This is a genomic window from Streptomyces novaecaesareae (genome assembly GCF_000716875.1).
GTDB lineage: Bacteria > Actinomycetota > Actinomycetes > Streptomycetales > Streptomycetaceae > Kitasatospora > Kitasatospora novaecaesareae.
This window is the reverse complement of record NZ_JNWQ01000006.1, coordinates 92,152-110,141: the sequence shown is the minus strand read 5'-3', so window position 1 is coordinate 110,141 and position 17,990 is coordinate 92,152. Positions and strand designations below refer to the sequence as shown.

The window sequence follows — 17,990 nt, the reverse complement described above, 5'->3', positions numbered from 1 at the left end:
CTCACAGCTCGTGGCCGAGGTCGGCCGCCAGGGACTTCAGCAGGTCGTAGGCCGCGTCCGGGATGACCGTGCCCGGCGGGAAGACCGCGGCCGCACCGGCCTCGAACAGCGCGTCGAAGTCCTGCGGCGGGATCACCCCGCCGACCACGATGGTGATGTCCGCCCGCCCCGCCTCGGCGAGTTCGGCGCGCAGCGCGGGCACCAGGGTCAGGTGCCCGGCGGCCAGCGAGGAGACACCGACGATGTGCACGTCCGCCTCGACGGCCTGGCGGGCGACCTCGGCCGGGGTCTGGAACAGCGGGCCGACGTCCACGGTGAAGCCGAGGTCGGCGAAGGCGGTGGCGATGACCTTCTGGCCGCGGTCGTGGCCGTCCTGGCCCATCTTGGCGACCAGGATGCGCGGTCGGCGGCCCTCGGCCTGCTCGAACTGCTCGACCAGGTCACGGGTGCGCTGGAGGGAGGCCGACGGGCCCGCTTCGTCTCGGTACACACCGGAGATGGTACGGATCTGGCCGGAGTGCCGGCCGTACACCTTCTCCAGGGCGTCCGAGATCTCGCCGACGGTGGCCTTGGCCCGGGCCGCGTTGACGGCGAGGTGCAGCAGGTTGCCGTCGAGGGAGCCGTCGCGCCGGGGGCCGGCCACGGCGGCGGCCGTCAGCGCGCGCAGGGCGTCCTGGCACACGGCCTCGTCGCGCTCCTCGCGCAGCCGGCGCAGCTTCTCGATCTGCCGGGCCCGCACCGAGGAGTTGTCGACCTTGAGCACGTCGATCTGCTCGTCGCTCTCCACCCGGTACTTGTTGACGCCGATGACCGGCTGGCGGCCGGAGTCGATGCGCGCCTGGGTGCGGGCGGCGGCCTCCTCGACGCGCATCTTGGGGATGCCGGCGTCGATGGCCTTGGCCATGCCGCCGGCCGCCTCGACCTCCTGGATGTGCTGCCAGGCGCGCGCCGCAAGGTCGTTGGTCAGCTTCTCGACGTACGCCGAGCCGCCCCACGGGTCGATGACCCGGCAGGTGCCCGACTCCTGCTGGAGCAGCAGCTGGGTGTTGCGGGCGATGCGCGCGGAGAAGTCGGTGGGCAGGGCGAGCGCCTCGTCGAGGGCGTTGGTGTGCAGCGACTGGGTGTGGCCCTGGGTGGCGGCCATCGCCTCCACGCAGGTACGGGTGACGTTGTTGAACACGTCCTGTGCGGTGAGCGACCAGCCGGAGGTCTGCGAATGGGTGCGCAGCGACAGCGACTTGGGGTTCTTCGGGTCGAACTGCTTGACCAGCTTGGCCCAGAGCAGCCGGGCGGCGCGCAGCTTGGCGACCTCCATGAAGAAGTTCATGCCGATCGCCCAGAAGAACGACAGCCGCGGCGCGAAGGCGTCCACGTCCAGCCCCACGTCCAGGCCCGCGCGCAGGTACTCGACCCCGTCGGCGAGGGTGTAGGCCAGCTCCAGGTCGGCCGTCGCACCCGCCTCCTGGATGTGGTAGCCGGAGATGGAGATCGAGTTGTACCGGGGCATCTTCTGCGAGGTGTACGCGAAGATGTCCGAGATGATCCGCATCGACGGCTGCGGCGGGTAGATGTAGGTGTTGCGGACCATGAACTCCTTGAGGATGTCGTTCTGGATGGTCCCGGCCAGCTTCTCGGCGGGCACCCCCTGCTCCTCGGCGGCGACGATGTACAGCGCCAGGACGGGCAGGACGGCGCCGTTCATGGTCATCGACACCGACATCTTGTCGAGCGGGATGCCGTCGAACAGTTGGCGCATGTCGTAGATCGAGTCGATGGCGACGCCGGCCATGCCGACGTCGCCGGTGACGCGGGGGTGGTCGCTGTCGTAGCCGCGGTGGGTCGGCAGGTCGAAGGCGACGGAGAGGCCCTTCTGGCCGGCCGCGAGGTTGCGGCGGTAGAAGGCGTTGGACTCCTCGGCGGTGGAGAAGCCCGCGTACTGGCGGACGGTCCACGGCTGGTTGACGTACATGGTCGGGTACGGCCCGCGCAGGTACGGGGCGATGCCGGGGTAGGTCTCCAGGAAGTCCAGCCCGGCCAGGTCGGCCGCGGTGTACAGCGGCTTGACGCCGATGCCCTCGGGGGTGTCCCAGACCTGCTCGTCGACGTCCTTGCCGGTGGACTGCCGCCAGGCGGCCTGCCACTGGGCGTCCGTGACGTCGGCGGTGTCGCCGTCCAGCCCGATTCCGGTGAAGTCGGGGATCATCGGCCCGCCTCGCTCTCGTCGGCGCCGCTCGCGCCGGTGATCTGGTCCAGCAGGGAGGTCAGGACGGCGACGGCGTCCCCGCCCGCATGGATGAACTCGTCCACTCCGGCGGGCAGTTCGCCGAGCCGCCCGGCCAGCAGCACCTTGGTGGCGCCGGCCGTCTTCAGGGCGCCGGCGACGGCCGCGGCGTGCTCGCCGTACAGGGCGTCGCTGGAGCACAGGCAGGCGACGGTGGCGCCGGAGGCGCGGAACGCCTCGGCGAACCCCTCGGCCGCGGTGCCCTCGGTGGAGGTGGTCGCGATGCCGCCCGCCTGGAACAGGTTGGCCGCGAAGGTGGTGCGCGCGGTGTGCGCGGCGGCGGTGCCGATCGAGGCCAGGAACAGCTTCGGCCGCTCCCCGGTGGCGGTGCGGAAGGCGTCGGAGCGGTCCCGCAGCGCCTCGTACGCCTCGGCGCGGCGCACCTGCGGCAGGCCGCCCGCGCGCGCGGCCGGGGCGGCCTCGCGGACCAGCGGCTGCTCGTCGAGGTGCGGGAACTCGCTGACGCCGGTGACCGGTTCGCGCCGCTTGGCGAGCTTGACGGACCGCTCGGCCCAGGTGGCAGCGATCCGCTCGCCGACGAGTCCGGCCCCGAGTGCGGCCTGCTGGCCGCCGGCCCGCTCGATCTCCTGGAACCAGGCCCAGGCGGCCCGGGCGAGTTCCTCGCCCAGCTGCTCGACGTACCAGGAGCCGCCGGCCGGGTCGACCACCCGGGCCAGGTGGGACTCCTCCAGCAGGATCGACTGGGTGTTGCGGGCGATCCGGCGGGCGAAGGCGTCGGGCAGGCCGAGCGCGCTGTCGAAGGGCAGCACGGTGACGGCGTCGGCGCCGCCGACCCCGGCGGCCAGGCAGGCGACGGTGGTGCGCAGCATGTTCACCCACGGGTCGCGGGCGGTCATCATCACCCGGGAGGTGACGGCGTGCTGACGCTGCGCCGCGGCCTCGGCGGAGGCACCCGAGACCTCGGCGATGCGGGCCCAGAGGCGGCGCGCGGCACGGAACTTGGCGATCGTCAGGAACTGGTCGGCGTCGGCCGCGTAGCGGAACTCCAGCTGGCCGAGTGCGGCGTCCACGGACAGCCCGGCCGCGGTGAGCGCGCGCAGGTAGGCGACGCCGGTGGCGAGCGAGCAGCCGAGTTCCTGGGCCGGGGAGGCGCCGGCCTCGTGGTACGGCAGGGCGTCGACGGTCAGCGCCCGGACGCCGGGGTAGCCGGCGGCGCAGCGGGCGGCCAGCGCGGTGGCCTCGGCGAGCAGTGCGTCGGTGCGGGCGGTGTCGCCGGTGCGGGCCTGCAGGCCCAGCGGGTCGGCGCCGAGGTTGCCGGCGGCGGCGCCGGGGGAGACCTCACGCCGCTCGTAGAGCTCGAACAACTGCTCGGCGGCGTCGGCGAATTCGGGTCCCGCGTCGAGCGCCACGGCGGCCAGGTCCAGGTACACCCCGGTCAGCGCCTCGGGCAGGGCGTCCACCGGAAGGCCCTCGCCGCCGAGCTCCAGCCAGAGCGAGCCGACGCCGTTCTCCAGGTCGGCCAGGACGGCCTCGTTGGTGCGCCGCCCGTCCGGGTCGGTGTGCCGCTGCCGTACGTCCCAGCCGGCGATGGCCGAGCCCTGCGGGCGGCCGCCGCGGACGAAGGGCGGGAAGCCCGGGTACCCGGGGTCGACCGCGGTGTCCTCGGCGGTGTACAGCGGGCGCGCGTGGAGCCCGTCCTGGAGGGTGGTGGTGAGTGTCTGCTCGGCTGCGACGCCGTCCTCGGCCTGGGCACCGGACTTGCGCAGCACGCCCTGGACGAGCTGCTGCCACTGCTCACGGTGCGCGGCCGGAAACTCGGCGGCGAGGGGGAGCCCTTCGGGCGGGACCTTCATGTCCGCAGGTTAGCGCCCGTTCGCAGAGCCGCAGGAGGGGCGGCGCGTGTGACGTTTCCCTCGATTTGGCAGGGGTTTCGGCACTTCGCACGGCAGGTGGTGCCGTGGGTCGCGGCTTTCGGGGGCCGGCGGGCCCGGTGACGGCGGCGAGGACGGTTGAACCGGCGGCCGGGTGGTGTCCGTAGTCAACACCGATGGCGTGGAAGGCGATCGATGTCCCGTCATGGCCCGTAGAGCCATGATCAGGGGGATTGCGGAACCCCGCCACTCATCTATTAAGTTACTTCGAAGAAGGTGGGCGGGGCGGCATCCCCCCGTTGCCCGTCCTGCCCGCCTTCGCCTGCCCCGGCCCCCCGCGAAGCCCTCCCCGGCCTCCGCGGATTCCCCCGAAGGAGAGCCGACCGCCCATGGGAAAGCGCCGCAAGCCCAGCCCCCCGAGCCGGGCCCGCCTGGCGGTCCTCACCACGGCCATGGCGGCCGGTGGCGCGGTCCTCGCCTCCGGCACCGCCCACGCCGAGCCCACGCCGAACCTCGCCTCCGTCAAGGAGCAGGTCGACCAGCTCAACGAGCAGGCCGAGCAGGCGATCGAGCGCTTCAACGGCTTCCAGGCCAAGCAGCAGAAGCTTCAAAGCGACGCCAACCAGATCCAGGAGAAGGTCGTCCGCGGACAGGACGCGATGAACGAGCTGCGCACCCGGCTCGGTTCGGTCGCCGCCGACCAGTACCGGAACAACGGCATCGACCCGTCCGTCCAGCTGATGCTCGACTCCGATCCGGCCGGCTACCTGGAGCGCGCCGCGGTGCAGAACCAGGTCTCCGAGACCCAGGCGGGCCTGCTCAAGCAGGCCCAGGACGAGCAGCGCAAGCTCGACCAGGACCGCACCGAGGCGACCAGGACGCTCGCCGAGCTCGACTCGGTCGGCAAGCAGCTGGCGGAGCAGAAGAACGACATCCAGACCAAGCTGGCCACGGCGCAGTCGATGCTGAACAAGCTCAGCGCCGAGGACCGCGCCAAGATCAACGCCCAGCAGTCCGCGGAGAAGGCCAAGGCCGAGGCCAAGCAGGCCGCCGCAGCGGCCGCGGCCGACCGCTCCTCCCGCTCCGCCGACCGCCCCGACCTGAACGCCCCGGTGCCGGCCGCCAGCGGCCGGGCCGCCACCATCATCGCGTTCGCCCAGGCCCAGCTCGGCAAGCCGTACGGCTGGAGCCGGACCGGCCCCGACAGCTTCGACTGCTCCGGCCTCACCAGCATGGCGTACAAGGCGGCGGGCGTCAGGATCTCCCGGATGTCCCAGGACCAGTGGAACGACGGCCCGCACGTCGACCGCGCCAACCTCCAGCCCGGCGACCTGGTCTTCTTCTACGACGACCTGCACCACGTCGGGCTGTACATCGGCGACGGCAAGATGATCCACGCGCCGCGCACCGGCAAGAACATCGAGGTGCTCCCGATCAGCGCGATGAAGTACATGGGCGCCGTCCGCCCGGCCTGACCCGCGCTCGCACCCGCGCCCGCAGCGCCCCGCACCCGTGGCGGACCCGCTGCGGGCGCGGACGATTACGGGCGCGGGCCTTGACGGGGGCGGACCGCTACAGGCGCGGCGCGTTACGGGTGCGGGGCGCAGGCCAGCAGGTACGGCAGCACCGGCAGCGCCAACAGCCCGAGCCGCCAGGCGCGTTGCCGCCGCCGGCCGCCGCCCGGGCGGGCCAGTCGGCGGACCCGGGCCAGCACCCCGGTGGAGGCCACGCCAAGCGTCCCGCCGTGCGTCCCGCCGCCCGGCGCCGGCGTGGCCCCGAAGGTCGCCAACGTGTAGAGCGCCGAGGCCAGTTCGCTCCGCGACACCTGGGCCAGCGCCGCGTCGTCCGCGGCCATCTCCAGCAGCAGCGCCACCTCCGAGCGCCCCAGCCGGGCCAGCGGCAGCGGCCCGAGGAGCAGCGCGAAGGTGTCCGCCGGCAGCCGGAACAGGTGGTGGCGGCCCCGGATGCGTCCGTGCTCGTGGGCGAGGGCGGCGGCGAGCTGCCGCTCGTCCAGCAGCCGCAACGCCCCGCGCGACAGGACGATCCGGGAGCGCCGCCCGGGCAGGCAGTAGACGGTCGGGTGCGCGTGCTCCAGCACCAGCGCGCCCCAGCGCCGGTCCCGTACGGCGACCACGTCGAGCAGCGCCCGGTGCCGCCGCCGGGCCCGCCCGGTGCGCAGGCCGACGGCGGCGACCAGGACGGCGACCGCCGCCCCGGCGGCGGCGAGGAGCCACCAGTCGTGGGTGTGCGGGAGGACGGGCCCGGCCGGTTCGGCGTGGGGGAGCAGGCCGAGCAGCCCGGCCGGCTCGTGGGTGAGGGGCTCCACCGCGTGGTGCGCGGTGAGTGCCGCGGCGACGGTGAACGAGGCCATCAGCGCGAGCCAGAGCGCCGCGCCCGTCACCGGGCGGGCCTGGAGCCGGGCGGAGCCGGCCAGTCGGCGGGGCAGCAGGACGCCGACCGCCACCAGGTAGAGGACGAGCAGTACGAGGGTCACTCCGGGCCCCGGGCCTTCACCTGTTCGAGGGCCGCGAGCAGGGCGGAGGCCTCGTCCCCGCTGATCCGGTCGATGAAGTGGAGCAGCGCTCCGGCCCGGTCGGGGGTGGTCTCCAGGGCCTGGTGCATCAGCCGGGCGGTGTACTCCTCGCGGGTGCAGGTCGGTTCGTACACCCAGGCGCGGCCGACCTTGTCGCGGCGCAGCCAGCCCTTGGTGTGCAGGATGTCGGCGACGGTGGTGACGGTGGTGTACGCGACCGCCCGCTGCAGCTGCAGGTCGTCCACGACCTCGCGCACCGTGGCCGGCCGGCCCCAGGACCAGAGCCGGTCCATGATCTCGGCCTCCAGGTCGCCGAACCCCCGTAGCACCGCCTCGTCTCCCTCGCCGAACTCGCCGAACCGCTGAACTTCCCGAACTGTCGATGTTCCGGACCAGGGCGTCCTCCGCCCGCCGGAGCGCGGACCATGGTACGGCGAGCGCCGGGCGCCCGCCCCCGGTCTGCGGAGGTGGACGCCCGGCGGGTGCCGTTCGGTTGCTCAGGACAGCCGTCGCCGGTTGCTGGGGACAGCCGTCGCCGGGTGCTCAGGACAGCTGCCGCCCGGTGCTCAGGACAGCCGTCGCCCGAGCGAGGTCCGGGACTTGGTGAACAGCGCCGCGAGCAGCCCCGCCACCACCGGCAGCACCAGCACGACCAGCAGCAGCTCGCCCCACGGCGCGGTGATCAGCGCCGGCTTGGACCCGAACCCGCTCGCCCGGGACTTGAGCAGCCCCACCGCCGGCACGAACCCGTTGGCCGCCCCGAGCAGCGCCCCGAGCAGGGCGATCAGGGCGCACTGCAGGCCCGCCATGGTCCGCCGGATCCGCGGCCGCGCGCCGACGGCGGCCAGGGTGGCCTGGTCCTGCCGGGAGTCGGCGGCCGCGAGGCCGGTGGCGATCCCGGCCGCGCCGAGCACGACCAGTCCGGCGAAGCCGGTGAGCGCCAGGGTGAGGGCGTCGCTCTTCGGCTGGTAGCCGCGTTCGATGTCCAGGGCGGAGAAGCGGTCCAGCCGGATCGTGGCCGCCTCGGCGCGCTGCTGCTGCTTGCGGTCGGGCGGGGTGGCGGGCAGCCAGACGGAGCCGGTGGGCTGTGCGGAGAGCCCGAGGGCCGGCAGCGCGGAGGGCAGCATCATGCCCTGGGCGAAGCGGGCGGCGGCCGGGTTGTCGACCAGCACCGCGTCGACCGGGACTTCCTGCAGGTCGGGCTTGGGGACCTCGCCCGGCTGCACCGGACCACCGCCGCCGCCGCGCAGCACCATGACGGCCTTGCCGTCGGCGCCGACCAGGGCACGGTCGAAGACCAGCAGCTTCCCGGCGGCCAGCGCCTGCTCGACGGCCGGGTCGTGGATGCCGAACAGGTTGTGCAGCACGGTGGCGTCCCCGGCGGCCAGGTGCGGCTGGACGGTGAGGGTGCGCCAGTTCACCGTGCCCTTGAGCTGGACGGTGCTGGAGCAGTTGGTGCAGAACCGGTACACCGCCTGGGCGAGGTCGCCGCGCGGGCCGAGCCCGGTGAGCTGCTTCTCCACCTCGGTGCGCACCTGCTCGACCTGGGGGCCGTCGACGAAACTGGTGAGCTGGACGGCGCCGTACGGGGCCTGCGGCCGGTAGTCGCGCCGGTTCTCGGCGTCGGTGCTGGTGCTGTACACCCCGATGGCGACGGCGCCGGCCACCGCGGCCATCACGGCGGCGACCGCCGGGGCGGTGCGCGAGCGGTGCCGGGCGGAGTCGCGCAGGGCGAGCCGGGGCCCGAGCGGCAGGATTCCGGCGGCCCGGCCGATCGCGGCGACCAGCATCGGGGTGCAGAGCAGCAGCCCGAGTTCGGCGGTCACCGAGCCGCCGAGCACGGTGAGGGTGCGGGTGTCGAAGGTGCCGACCACCGGCAGGCCGCGCTGTACGGCGCCCGCGCCGTACATTCCCAGGACGGCGCCGAGGACGACCAGCAGCAGGCCGGTCACGGTGACCCAGCGGCTGGGCCCGCGGACGGTGTCCCGGCCGGTGAGCCCGGCGGTGACGCTGCGCCGGGCGGCCTGCAGTGCGGGCAGCGCGGCCGCGAGCAGGGCGGTGACCAGGCCGATCCCGGCGATCGCGAGCAGGTCCAGCGGGGGCAGCGCGAAGTGCCCGAAGCGTGCGCCGCCGACCCGTTCGATCCGCGGCTGGAGTACGGCGACCAGCCCGGTGCCGAGCACCACGCCGACCAGCGCCCCGGCCGCGCCGAGGACCAGGCCGCCGCCGAGCACCACCGCGCCGACGTGGGTTCGGCTGCCGCCGGCCGCGCCGAGCAGGGCGAGCTGGCGGCGGGAGCGGCGGGCGCCGACGGCGAAGGCGGGCCCGGCGAGCAGGGCGACCTCCAGCAGCGCCATGCCGGTGACGGTGCCGACGGCCACCTTGGTGCTGTTGTCGGCTGCCGGGTCGCGGTAGCGGAGGCCGTCGCGGACGTACGGGACGGCCGCCTTGGGCGGCGGGGCGAGCGCGACGGAGCGCGCGGTGAGCGTGTAGCCGTACGCGTTGAACTCCTGGACCTTGGCCCAGTCGAGCGCGGCCCCCGCCGGGAGCCGGACCAGCCAGGAGGTGCGCTCGCCCGAGGTCCGCTCGGCGGCGGACTGGCCGGGCGCCGCCGCGGCGGCCATCGGGTCGAGCAACTCGCCCGGCCTGGCGACGAGTTCGACCCGCCCGAGGTCGTCGGGGTGTTCCACGACGCCGGTCACGGTGAAGGGGGTGTTCTCCAGGCCGAGGACGGTGGTGGTGCCGCCGACCTTGAGCCCGGCGTGGTCCAGGAAGGCCCGGGTGACGGCGAGTTCGTGCGGTGCCTTCGGGGCGCGGCCCTCGACCAGGTCGATCCGGCCGTGCCAGATCGGGTCGGCGAGGTCGGCCTCGGTGGTGAGGGTGCGGACCAGGCCCTCCGGGGAGCTCGCGCCGGTCTCGGCCCCGGGCCGGGCCGGGGTGAGCGCGCTGCCGGGCGGCAGCAGTGCGGAGACCAGGGCGGCCGGGTCGGTGCTCGCGCCCTTCAGCTGCTCGGCCGTCGGCTGCTGGTCGGGGCGGGTGTCGACGCTGAAGGCGCCGTCCTCGGCGACCGGGGCCTGTTCGACGGTACGGCCCGGGGAGAGCGCGGTGACGAAGGCGTCCGCCCCGCCCACCACCCGCTCGACCCGCTCGGCCGGGGTGAGCTGACCGCTGCGGTGGACGACGTCGGCGCCGGTGACGCCGAGCACGGGCAGCGCGACCATGGCGACGATCAGGGCGCTGCGGCCCTTGGCCCGCAGGGCGTCGCGGCGGGCGATGCGCAGGGCGACCCGCCAGGCTCCCAGCCTCACTGCGTCACCTCGCCCAGTGCGCTGGGACGGTGGACGGTGGCCGGGCAGGTGGCGGAGCGGTAGCCGCGGCTCTCGGAGGCGACGGCGCCGTCCTTCAGGTGGACCACCCGGTCCGCCCAACCGGCGTGCGTGGCCTCGTGGGTGACCATCATGGCGGCCGCTCCGGCGTCGCAGCGGGCGCGCAGGACGGCGAGGACGGCCTCGCCGGTGGCGGAGTCGAGTGCGCCGGTCGGCTCGTCGGCGAGCACCAGCCGGCGCTCGCCGATGAGTGCCCGGGCGATGGCGACGCGCTGCTGCTGGCCGCCGGACATGTCGTCGGGGAAGCGGTCGGCGAGCTCGCCGATGCCGAGCTCCTCCAGCGCGGCCAGCGCCTCCCGGCGGGCGCGGCGTCCGGAGACGCCGTCGAGTTCGCGCGGCAGGGCGATGTTCTCGGCGGCGGTGAGCGCCGGGATCAGGTTGTAGTCCTGGAAGACGTACCCGATGGAGCGCCGCCGCAGGTCGGCGAGCTTGCCCCGGCTGAGGCCGCCGAGCGGGACGCCTTCCACCAGCACCTCGCCGTCGCTGGGCTGGTCGAGCCCGCCGGCCAGGGTCAGCAGGGTGGACTTTCCAGAGCCGGACGGCCCCATGACGGCGACGAACTCGCCCGGATGGACGGCCAGGTCGATCCCGCGCAGGGCGTGCACCTCGGCGGCGCCTCGCCCGTGCACCCGGGTGACGTCGGCCAGGCGCAGGACGGGCGCGGATCGGGTCGGATCGGTGTGGGACACACTTCCCCCTCGTGGGCTACTCAACTGCATATGTCGGTGAACTATATATGCCGGAAAGGGGAGATCAAGCCGGGGGCGGGTTGGTCAAAGTTCTACAAAGCTGTCGAAGATCGGCCGGAAAGCGGTCTCGAAGCGCCCGTGGCAGGGCTATGCTTCTCAAGGTTTGAGAGGCACCTCGTTCGGTGAGGCGTCTTCACGGACACAGGCCACTGACCCGACGACGTCGAGAGACGCCCAGGTTCAGGACAGGTCTTCCCGAGTTAAGGGTTGACCCCAAGTGGCTTCCGGCCGGTCGGCTGGACACGCCGTGGAGTGCCAAAGCTCTGACGAGTTGGGGTGTGCCGGTCCCGCGCGGGCCGGCGTGCTCCTTGCCGTGTCGTGATGCGGCGCACAGACGGTGCGCCCCCGACCGGGAGGAGGCGAGAAACATGGACTGCAGTAGTCCGGGCCACAGTTGCCCCTACCCCCGCATGCCTTCGCACACCTCCGGTACGCGGTAGCAACCACCCCTGCGCGTTCACCAGGCCCACCCGCCCGGCACTCAACCCTGCCCGGACGCAAGCCGCCTGACGCACCGTCATGTCCGCACGGCCGCCGCCGCTCAGCGCCGCCATGCGGTCCGGTGCCGTGCGCCCGCAGCGGGGTTCGCCACCGCGTGCCCCCTAACTGCCCCCTCACGCAAGGGGGTTCAGGGATGCCCTGCCATGACCAACGTGATCCTGGACCCGAAGGTCCCGACCGCGCGCACCGCGGTGCTGGACGACGCCCACGTCGGCGACATCAAGGGTGCCCTCGGCACCATCAGGCTCGACGACACCGCCCCGCGCCACGGGCTCTCCGCCCGGCTCAAGACGCTCCTCGCGATCATCGGCCCCGGCCTGATCGTGATGGTCGGGGACAACGACGCGGGCGCGTTCTCCACCTACGGCCAGGCCGGGCAGAACTACGGCACCCAGCTGCTGTGGACGCTGCTGATGCTGGTCCCGGTGCTGTACGTCAACCAGGAGATGGTGCTGCGCCTGGGCGCGGTCACCGGCGTCGGCCACGCCCGGCTGATCCTGGAACGCTTCGGCAGGTTCTGGGGCGCGTTCAGCGTGATCGACCTCTTCCTCCTCAACGCGCTGACCCTGGTCACCGAGTTCATCGGCGTCACCCTCGCCGCCGGCTACCTCGGCCTGCCCAAGGCCGCCTCCGTCGTCCTCGCCGCGGCGATCATCATCGCCTCCGCCTTCACCGGCTCCTTCCAGCGCTTCGAGCGGGTCGCGGTCACGCTCTGCATCGGCTCGCTGCTGCTGGTACCGATCTACCTCCTCGTCCACCCCACGACCTCGCAGATGGCCCACGACTTCGTGACGCCCGGCATGCCCGGCGGCTCCGGCCAGCTCGCGGCCGTCATGCTCGTGATCATCTCCATCGTCGGCACCACCGTCGCCCCCTGGCAGCTGTTCTTCCAGCAGTCCTACGTCATCGACAAGCGGATCACCCCGCGCTTCATGCGCTACGAGAAGGCCGACCTGTGGATCGGCATCGCCATCGTGATCGTCGGGGCCGCCGCCATGATGGGCCTCACCGCCGCGGCCTTCGCCGGCACCGACGGCTTCGGCCAGTTCTCCGACGCCGCCGCCCTCGCCCGCGGCATCGAGGCCAAGGCCGGCCACCTGGCCGGCGTGCTCTTCGCCATCGCCCTGCTGGACGCCTCGATCATCGGCGCGTTCGCGGTGTCGCTGTCCACCGCCTACGCCATCGGCGACGTCTTCGGCATCAAGCACTCCCTGCACCGGGGCGTCAAGGGCGCCAAGGGCTTCTACGGGATCTACGCCGCCCTGGTGAGCGTGGCCGCCGCGATCACCCTGCTGTCCACCGCATACACCCAGGGCCTGATGACCCAGTTCGTCCAGGTCCTGGCCGGCGTCCTGCTGCCCTCCGCCACCGTCTTCCTCCTCCTGCTCTGCAACGACAGGGCCGTCCTCGGCCCCTGGGTCAACGGCCCCAGGACCAACGCCTTCACCTCGGCCGTGGTCGGCGTCCTGGTCACCCTCTCGATGATCCTGACCGCCGCCGTCGTCTGGCCGAACATCAGCTCCCGGACGATCCTGTGGATCATGACCGGCTGCGGCGTCGCGGGCGTCCTGGCCGCCGGGTACTTCTTCACCTCCGGGCGCACCGGCACCAAGGAGGACCCCGTCGACCGCACCGGCCGCGAGAACTGGCGCATGCCCCCACTGGAAACCCTCGACAAGCCCGCCATGTCCACCGCCCGCAAGGCCGGCATGGGCGCCCTGCGCGCCTACCTGCTCGTCGCCATGGCCATGGTCATCATCAAGATCGTCCAGACCGCGCTCAACCACTGACCCGTGAAGGAGGTGCCGTCGTGCACACCCTGACCACCTTCGACTTCCTGGTCCGGCTCGCCACCGGCGTCGCCTGCGGCGCCCTGATCGGCGTCGAACGCCAGTGGCGGGCCCGGATGGCCGGCCTGCGCACCAACGCCCTGGTCGCCGCCGGGGCCACCCTGTTCGTCCTGTACAGCGAGGCCGTCGGCGACACCGGCAGCCCCACCCGCGTCGCCTCCTACGTCGTCTCCGGCATCGGCTTCCTCGGCGGTGGCGTCATCCTGCGCGACGGCGCCGGCGTCCGCGGTCTCAACACCGCCGCCACGCTGTGGTGTTCGGCCGCCGTCGGGGTGCTGGCCGCGGCCGGGAAACTGGAGCTGGCCGTCCTCGGCACGCTCGCCGTGCTCGCCGTCCACCTGATCCTGCGGCCGGCCGGCCGACTGCTCGACCGGGCCCCGCAGTCCGGCAGCGACCCGGACTCCGCGATCCGTGCCACCGTCCACCTGGAGTGCGACCGCAAGTCCGAGACCCACATCCGGGCCCTGCTGCTCCAGGCCCTCGCCGCCTCCGGCCTCGCCCCGACCGGCCTGCGCGCCCGCCGCACCGAGCAGGGCGACGCCACCAACCTGCGGGCCACCGTCGCGATCACCGGGCAGGTCGCCCCCGCGCTCGAACAGGTCGTCACCCGGCTGTCGCTGGAGCCCGGCGTCCGCGACCTGCACTGGCACCTGGACGAGGAACAGGAGGATCCGGGCAACCCGGCGCTCGCCTGAGCGGGCGGGGGAGCAGAACGGAAGGGCCGTCACCGCGACGGCAGGACCGTCACAGCGACCGTAGGACCATTGCACGAACCGCCTGGGAGGCCCGATGCGGATGCCGATGCCGATGCCGATGCCGATGCCGATGCCGATGCCCCGACCCGACCCCGAGCACGGGCCGCTGGTGCCGATGCTGCTGGTGCTGACCGTGGTCACCGGAGTGGTGGACGCGGTCAGCTACCTCGAACTCGGCCACGTCTTCGTCGCCAACATGACCGGCAACGTGGTGTTCCTCGGCTTCGCCCTGGCCGGCGCGGCCAACCTCTCCGCCACCGCCTCGCTGGCCGCCCTCGCCGCCTTCCTGCTCGGGGCCCTGGCCGGCGGCCGGCTCGCCCGCCGGCTGCCCGGCCACCGGGGGCACCTGCTCACCGCCGCCGTCGCCGTCCAGGCGGTGCTCGTCGCCGGGGCCACCGTCCTGGCGGCGGCCGTCGGCCACACCTGTGACCCGGTCCGCTACACCCTGATCGGGCTGCTCGGCTTCGCCATGGGCGGCCAGAACGCGGTGGTCCGCGCACTGAAGGTCCCCGACCTCACCACCACCGTGCTCACCATGACCATCACCGCCCTCGCCGCCGACCGTACCGGCCCCCGCCGTCTCGCCTCCGCCGTCTGGATGTTCGCCGGAGCCCTCCTCGGCGCCCTCCTCGTCCTCCACGCGACCGTCCCCGCCGCCCTCGCCCTGGCCCTCGCCCTCCTCCTCGCCGTCGCCGCCCTCACCCACCACGCGGCCAAGCCCACCCCCGCCCCCGCCTGGACCCGGCCCCGCTGACCCCGGTGGGCGGGGCCGTCGCCCGCGGCTCAGTCCTCCTGCCGGTGGCCCGCCCGGCCGCTCCAGTGCGCTTCGAGCCGTGCCCAGCCCTCGCTCCAGGCGCCTTCGGCGCGGCGGTCGAGGGCTCGCAGGCGCAGCCGCAGCGCCAGGGTGAGGAGGGCGAGCAGGACGAGCAGGACGCCGCTGCCGGTGCAGGCGGCCGAGACGGCGTGGGTGACGCGGTCGACCGGGGGAGCGGAGACGTTGCCGGCCTGGTCGATCCAGATCGGGATCCGCGAGCCGGTGGCGGCGAAGCGCGTGGCCTGGACGGTGCCGACGTGCTGGGTGCCGTCGGGGGCCGTCCAGGCGGCCTCGACGTCGATCCGGTTGCTGTAACCCCCGGCGAAGCGGCTGCCGGTGGTGGCGGCGTGGTCCGGGGTGCTGCGGATCACCGCGTCGACCTGGTGCAGCCGTGCGCGCTCCGCGGCGGCCTGGGGGGCGGTGTCGCGGTAGAGGAACAGGGCGCCGCCCGCGGCGAGGGCGAGGGCGAGCACCGCGCCGAGCGCGGCGAGCAGCCAGGCGCGGGCGCGGGCGCGGTCGAGGGGGCGGGCGAGCGGTTCGTGCCGGGCACCGAGGGCCCGCCGCAGCTGACGGCCGGTTCGTCGCGGGAGCGACGCGGGCCGGGCCTGGTGGCGGGGTGTGCTGGACACGTTGAGGGCTCCTCAGCGGCGTGGGGTCACGAGGTGGTTGCATCATCCAATTTCCACCGAGCGGCGCCCCGCGCACAAGAGCGGTGACCAGTGCCGCTCGTCCCCGGAGCCGGGACGTTCGGCCCTCGGCAGCCGCACCTCCGTCGGGGCAGGCTGGGTGTCGGCGGCGTCCCCCGTGCCTGGGCGCGGCCGTGGCCAGGTCCGACCGTGGGGGTGCCGGGCCGAGGTGTGGGGCAGGAGGCGGTCGTGGGGGCCGCCTCCTGCTTTCCCGTGTGGCCCTGCCGCTGCTGCTGAACGGTGTGCGCCGGGCCGCCGCGCCGGCCGAGGCCCGGCCGTGGTTCGCCCGGCTCGGCCTGGACGGCCTGGAGGGGCGGCGCTCCGGTGAGCTGTCGGGCGGTCAGGCGCAGCGCGTCGCGCCGGCCCGCGGCCTGGTGGCCCGTCCGAAGGTGGTGTTCGCGGACGAGCGCCTTCGCCGACCTCGGCGTCGTCGCCCCCGCCTTCGTCGCCCTCGCCTTCGTCGCCTCGGTCGGGATCATCGTCTCGACGCTGCCGCTGCTGAAGCGGATCATCGGCCCCGAGGCCGCCCGCAACGGCTGAGCCGGAGCCGGCTGCCCCGTCGTCCGCCGTCAGCGGGCGACGGGGTAACCGTGCGTCTTCTCCCGGGCCGCCGGGGCGAGCTGCGGCAGCCAGCTGCCCAGCACCAGCGCGGACGGGTAGAACATCGGCTCGGGCAGCGCGTCCAGCGGGAAGCGCTCCCAGCCGCCGCAGGCGTGCGGCTCGGTGACCACCGCTTCGGCCAGGCTCGGCGGCGCCAGCACGGCGGCGGTCAGCCGGGGCCGGCCGAGCTCGTGGTCGAGCAGCAGGGCCAGCACCCGCATGTCCGCGGCGGGCAGCACGATGCCGGTCTCCTCGGCGAGTTCGCGCGCCGCCGTCCGCTCGAAGGACTCGCCCGGGTCGACCTTGCCGCCGGGCAGGCTCCAGGTGGGCGGCTCTCCGGCGGTGGTGCGCCGACCGACCAGCACCCGGCCGTCCCCGGTGGGCACGATGATTCCGGCGCCGAGCATCGGTGCGGCGGTCGAGCTGGTCAATTCGCCATCTCCTTCAGGGGGTTCACCAGTTGGAGCGGTCGTAGTCCTTGAGGAAGCAGCCGTACAGGTCCTCGCCCCGCTCGCCGCGCACGATCGGGTCGTACACCCGGGCCGCGCCGTCGACCAGGTCGAGCGGGGCGTGGAAGCCCTCGTCGGCGAGGCGCATCTTGTCCGGGTGCGGCCGCTCGTCGGTGATCCAGCCGGTGTCGACGGCGGTCATCAGGATGCCGTCGGTCTCGAACATCTCCTGGGCGCTGGTGCGGGTGAGCATGTTGAGCGCGGCCTTGGCCATGTTGGTGTGCGGGTGGCCGGCGCCCTTGTAGCCGCGCTGGAACACGCCCTCCATGGCGGAGACGTTGACCACGTACTTGCGGCGGGACGCCGAGGCGGCCATCGCCGGGCGCAGCCGGCTGATCAGGATGAACGGCGCGGTGGAGTTGCAGAGCTGGACTTCCAGCAGCTCGACCGGGCCGACCTCGTTGACGGTCTGCACCCAGCTGTTGGTGGGTGCGAGGTCGGGTACCAGGCCGCCGGCGTCGATCGCGGTGCCGGCCGCGATCCGGGCAGGGGTGGCGGAGCCGGTGACCAGGGCGAGCGAGGTGACGTCCTCGGCGGCGATCCGCTGGTCGTCACCGCCCGCCTGGTGGGGGAGCGCGGGCAGGTCGACGCTGCCGCTGCCGAAGCGGCCGATGGTGGTGGACTGCGGCAGCTCGCCGGCCGGCAGCGGTGCGGACTCGGCGTTGACCAGCTCGCGGTAGGACTCCGGCGGGCGGCGCACGGTCTGCGCGGCGTTGTTGATCAGGATGTCCAGCGGGCCGTCGGCGGCGACCTCGTCGGCGAGGGCCATGACCTGCGCCGGGTCGCGCAGGTCGATGCCGATGACCTTGAGGCGGTGGATCCACTCGGCGCTGTCCGGCATCGCCTTGAAGCGGCGGATCGCGTCGTTGGGGAAGCGCGTCGTGATGGTGGTGTGGGCGCCGTCGCGCAGCAGCATCAGCGCGATGTACATCCCGATCTTGGCCCGGCCGCCGGTGAGCAGCGCGCGCTTGCCGGTGAGGTCGGCACGGGCGTCCCGGTGGGAGCGGTTCTTGACGGCGCAGTCCTGGCACAGGTTGTGGTAGAACGCGTCGACCTCGATGTACCGCTGCTTGCACGTGTAGCAGGACCGGGGGCGTTCCAGGACGCCGGCGATCTCGGTGGTGGTGACGGTGGTCAGGCCGAAGGCGCCGGCCGTCTCGTCGTCGATCCGGGTGGGTGCGCCGGTGGCGGTGCGGGCGGTGACCGCGCGGTCGTTGGCGGTCTTGCGGGCCCGGGTCTCCTGGCGGCGGCGCTGCTTGAGCGTGCGGAATATGCCGCCGACGGCCTTGCGGACGGTGATCGCGTCCGGGTGGTCGACGTGCAGCTCGTCGAGGTCCGCGAGCACCTCCAGGCAGAGCCTCAGCCGCTCGGGGTCGAGTCCGGGACCGTAGTCGATCTCCTCCTCGGTGTCCTCGCCCTGGCCCTGCTCGATGTCCGTCTGCCCGATGCCCACGCCTGCTGCCGCTCTTCTGCTCGCCGTGCCCATTACCGCGT

The 17,990-nt window shown here is 73.8% G+C and carries 14 protein-coding genes, 1 pseudogene and 1 riboswitch; of the genes and pseudogenes, 6 read left to right on the top strand and 9 right to left on the bottom strand.

Features of this window, described 5'->3' with window-relative positions; all coding sequences use genetic code 11:
- Position 1: 1 nt before the first annotated feature.
- Complete coding sequence (scpA, locus tag OP86_RS04030; protein ID WP_030061783.1) at positions 2-2,203, bottom strand: methylmalonyl-CoA mutase; 2,202 nt, start codon at positions 2,201-2,203, stop codon at positions 2-4.
- Positions 2,200-4,095 carry a methylmalonyl-CoA mutase subunit beta gene (locus tag OP86_RS04025; RefSeq protein ID WP_030061782.1) on the bottom strand — a complete coding sequence of 632 codons (1,896 nt, stop codon included), beginning with the start codon at positions 4,093-4,095 and terminating at the stop codon, positions 2,200-2,202. Before OP86_RS04025 ends, scpA begins: the two co-directional genes overlap by 4 nt.
- 407 nt (positions 4,096-4,502) lie before the next feature.
- Between OP86_RS04025 and OP86_RS04020 the strand changes: the two genes are divergently transcribed.
- Positions 4,503-5,588 (top strand): C40 family peptidase, encoded by a 1,086-nt coding sequence (locus OP86_RS04020; protein WP_030061781.1) that lies wholly within the window; start codon positions 4,503-4,505, stop codon positions 5,586-5,588.
- 113 nt (positions 5,589-5,701) lie between these two features.
- On the opposite strand, the gene OP86_RS04015 is transcribed toward OP86_RS04020, so the two are convergent.
- The 4 genes from OP86_RS04015 to OP86_RS04000 all read right to left on the bottom strand — a co-directional run bounded on the left by OP86_RS04015 (position 5,702) and on the right by OP86_RS04000 (position 10,751).
- Entirely contained in the window at positions 5,702-6,607 is a 906-nt protein-coding gene (locus OP86_RS04015; protein WP_030255281.1) for a M56 family metallopeptidase, read from the bottom strand.
- Positions 6,604-6,975, bottom strand: coding sequence for a BlaI/MecI/CopY family transcriptional regulator (locus OP86_RS04010; RefSeq protein ID WP_078588422.1), 372 nt, complete (start codon positions 6,973-6,975; stop codon positions 6,604-6,606). Before OP86_RS04010 ends, OP86_RS04015 begins: the two co-directional genes overlap by 4 nt.
- A gap of 237 nt (positions 6,976-7,212) precedes the next feature.
- The gene (locus OP86_RS04005; RefSeq protein ID WP_030255277.1) at positions 7,213-9,954 is read right to left on the bottom strand and encodes an FtsX-like permease family protein; all 2,742 of its coding nucleotides are present in this window, start codon (positions 9,952-9,954) and stop codon (positions 7,213-7,215) included.
- Positions 9,951-10,751, bottom strand: coding sequence for an ABC transporter ATP-binding protein (locus OP86_RS04000; RefSeq protein ID WP_051829655.1), 801 nt, complete (start codon positions 10,749-10,751; stop codon positions 9,951-9,953). The genes OP86_RS04005 and OP86_RS04000 overlap by 4 nt, the downstream gene beginning before the upstream one ends.
- Before the next feature lie 137 nt (positions 10,752-10,888).
- Positions 10,889-11,064, top strand: a riboswitch (M-box (ykoK) riboswitch).
- A gap of 361 nt (positions 11,065-11,425) precedes the next feature.
- Between OP86_RS04000 and OP86_RS03995 the strand changes: the two genes are divergently transcribed.
- The 3 genes from OP86_RS03995 (at position 11,426) to OP86_RS03985 (ending at position 14,641) form a co-directional block, all read left to right on the top strand.
- Entirely contained in the window at positions 11,426-13,072 is a 1,647-nt protein-coding gene (locus OP86_RS03995; RefSeq protein ID WP_030058321.1) for an NRAMP family divalent metal transporter, read from the top strand.
- Between the two features lie 20 nt (positions 13,073-13,092).
- Positions 13,093-13,827: an MgtC/SapB family protein gene (locus tag OP86_RS03990; RefSeq protein ID WP_030058322.1), complete on the top strand. Its 735-nt coding sequence runs from the start codon at positions 13,093-13,095 to the stop codon at positions 13,825-13,827.
- Positions 13,828-13,927: 100 nt separating this feature from the next.
- Positions 13,928-14,641, top strand: coding sequence for a YoaK family protein (locus tag OP86_RS03985; protein WP_051829663.1), 714 nt, complete (start codon positions 13,928-13,930; stop codon positions 14,639-14,641).
- A 29-nt stretch (positions 14,642-14,670) separates the two neighbouring features.
- Here OP86_RS03985 and OP86_RS36405 read toward each other — a convergent pair whose 3' ends face one another.
- Positions 14,671-15,330 (bottom strand): Rv1733c family protein, encoded by a 660-nt coding sequence (locus OP86_RS36405; protein ID WP_030255268.1) that lies wholly within the window; start codon positions 15,328-15,330, stop codon positions 14,671-14,673.
- Positions 15,331-15,602: 272 nt separating this feature from the next.
- Here OP86_RS36405 and OP86_RS37730 point away from each other — a divergent pair.
- Together OP86_RS37730 and OP86_RS37360 are read left to right on the top strand one after the other, a co-directional pair.
- Positions 15,603-15,794, top strand: a pseudogene (locus OP86_RS37730) (ATP-binding cassette domain-containing protein); the annotation flags it as partial.
- On the top strand, positions 15,712-15,927 hold the full coding sequence (locus tag OP86_RS37360) for a hypothetical protein (protein WP_030255266.1): 216 nt from the start codon (positions 15,712-15,714) through the stop codon (positions 15,925-15,927). The pseudogene OP86_RS37730 and the gene OP86_RS37360, both read left to right, overlap by 83 nt.
- Before the next feature lie 29 nt (positions 15,928-15,956).
- On the opposite strand, the gene OP86_RS03970 is transcribed toward OP86_RS37360, so the two are convergent.
- Both OP86_RS03970 and OP86_RS03965 read right to left on the bottom strand, forming a co-directional pair.
- Entirely contained in the window at positions 15,957-16,418 is a 462-nt protein-coding gene (locus OP86_RS03970; RefSeq protein ID WP_051829654.1) for a nucleotide triphosphate diphosphatase NUDT15, read from the bottom strand.
- A gap of 22 nt (positions 16,419-16,440) precedes the next feature.
- Positions 16,441-17,943, bottom strand: coding sequence for an SDR family NAD(P)-dependent oxidoreductase (locus OP86_RS03965; protein WP_234434770.1), 1,503 nt, complete (start codon positions 17,941-17,943; stop codon positions 16,441-16,443).
- Positions 17,944-17,990: the final 47 nt, after the last annotated feature.

Excerpts from the sequence above, each read along its gene's own strand:
- OP86_RS04020 (WP_030061781.1), top strand. The coding sequence starts at position 4,503 with ATGGGAAAGCGCCGCAAGCCCAGCCCCCCGAGCCGGGCCCGCCTGGCG.
- OP86_RS03985 (WP_051829663.1), top strand. The coding sequence starts at position 13,928 with ATGCCGATGCCGATGCCGATGCCGATGCCGATGCCGATGCCCCGACCC.
- OP86_RS03995 (WP_030058321.1), top strand. The coding sequence starts at position 11,426 with ATGACCAACGTGATCCTGGACCCGAAGGTCCCGACCGCGCGCACCGCG.
- OP86_RS04000 (WP_051829655.1), bottom strand. The coding sequence starts at position 10,751 with ATGCAGTTGAGTAGCCCACGAGGGGGAAGTGTGTCCCACACCGATCCG.
- OP86_RS04025 (WP_030061782.1), bottom strand. The coding sequence starts at position 4,095 with ATGAAGGTCCCGCCCGAAGGGCTCCCCCTCGCCGCCGAGTTTCCGGCC.
- scpA (WP_030061783.1), bottom strand. The coding sequence starts at position 2,203 with ATGATCCCCGACTTCACCGGAATCGGGCTGGACGGCGACACCGCCGAC.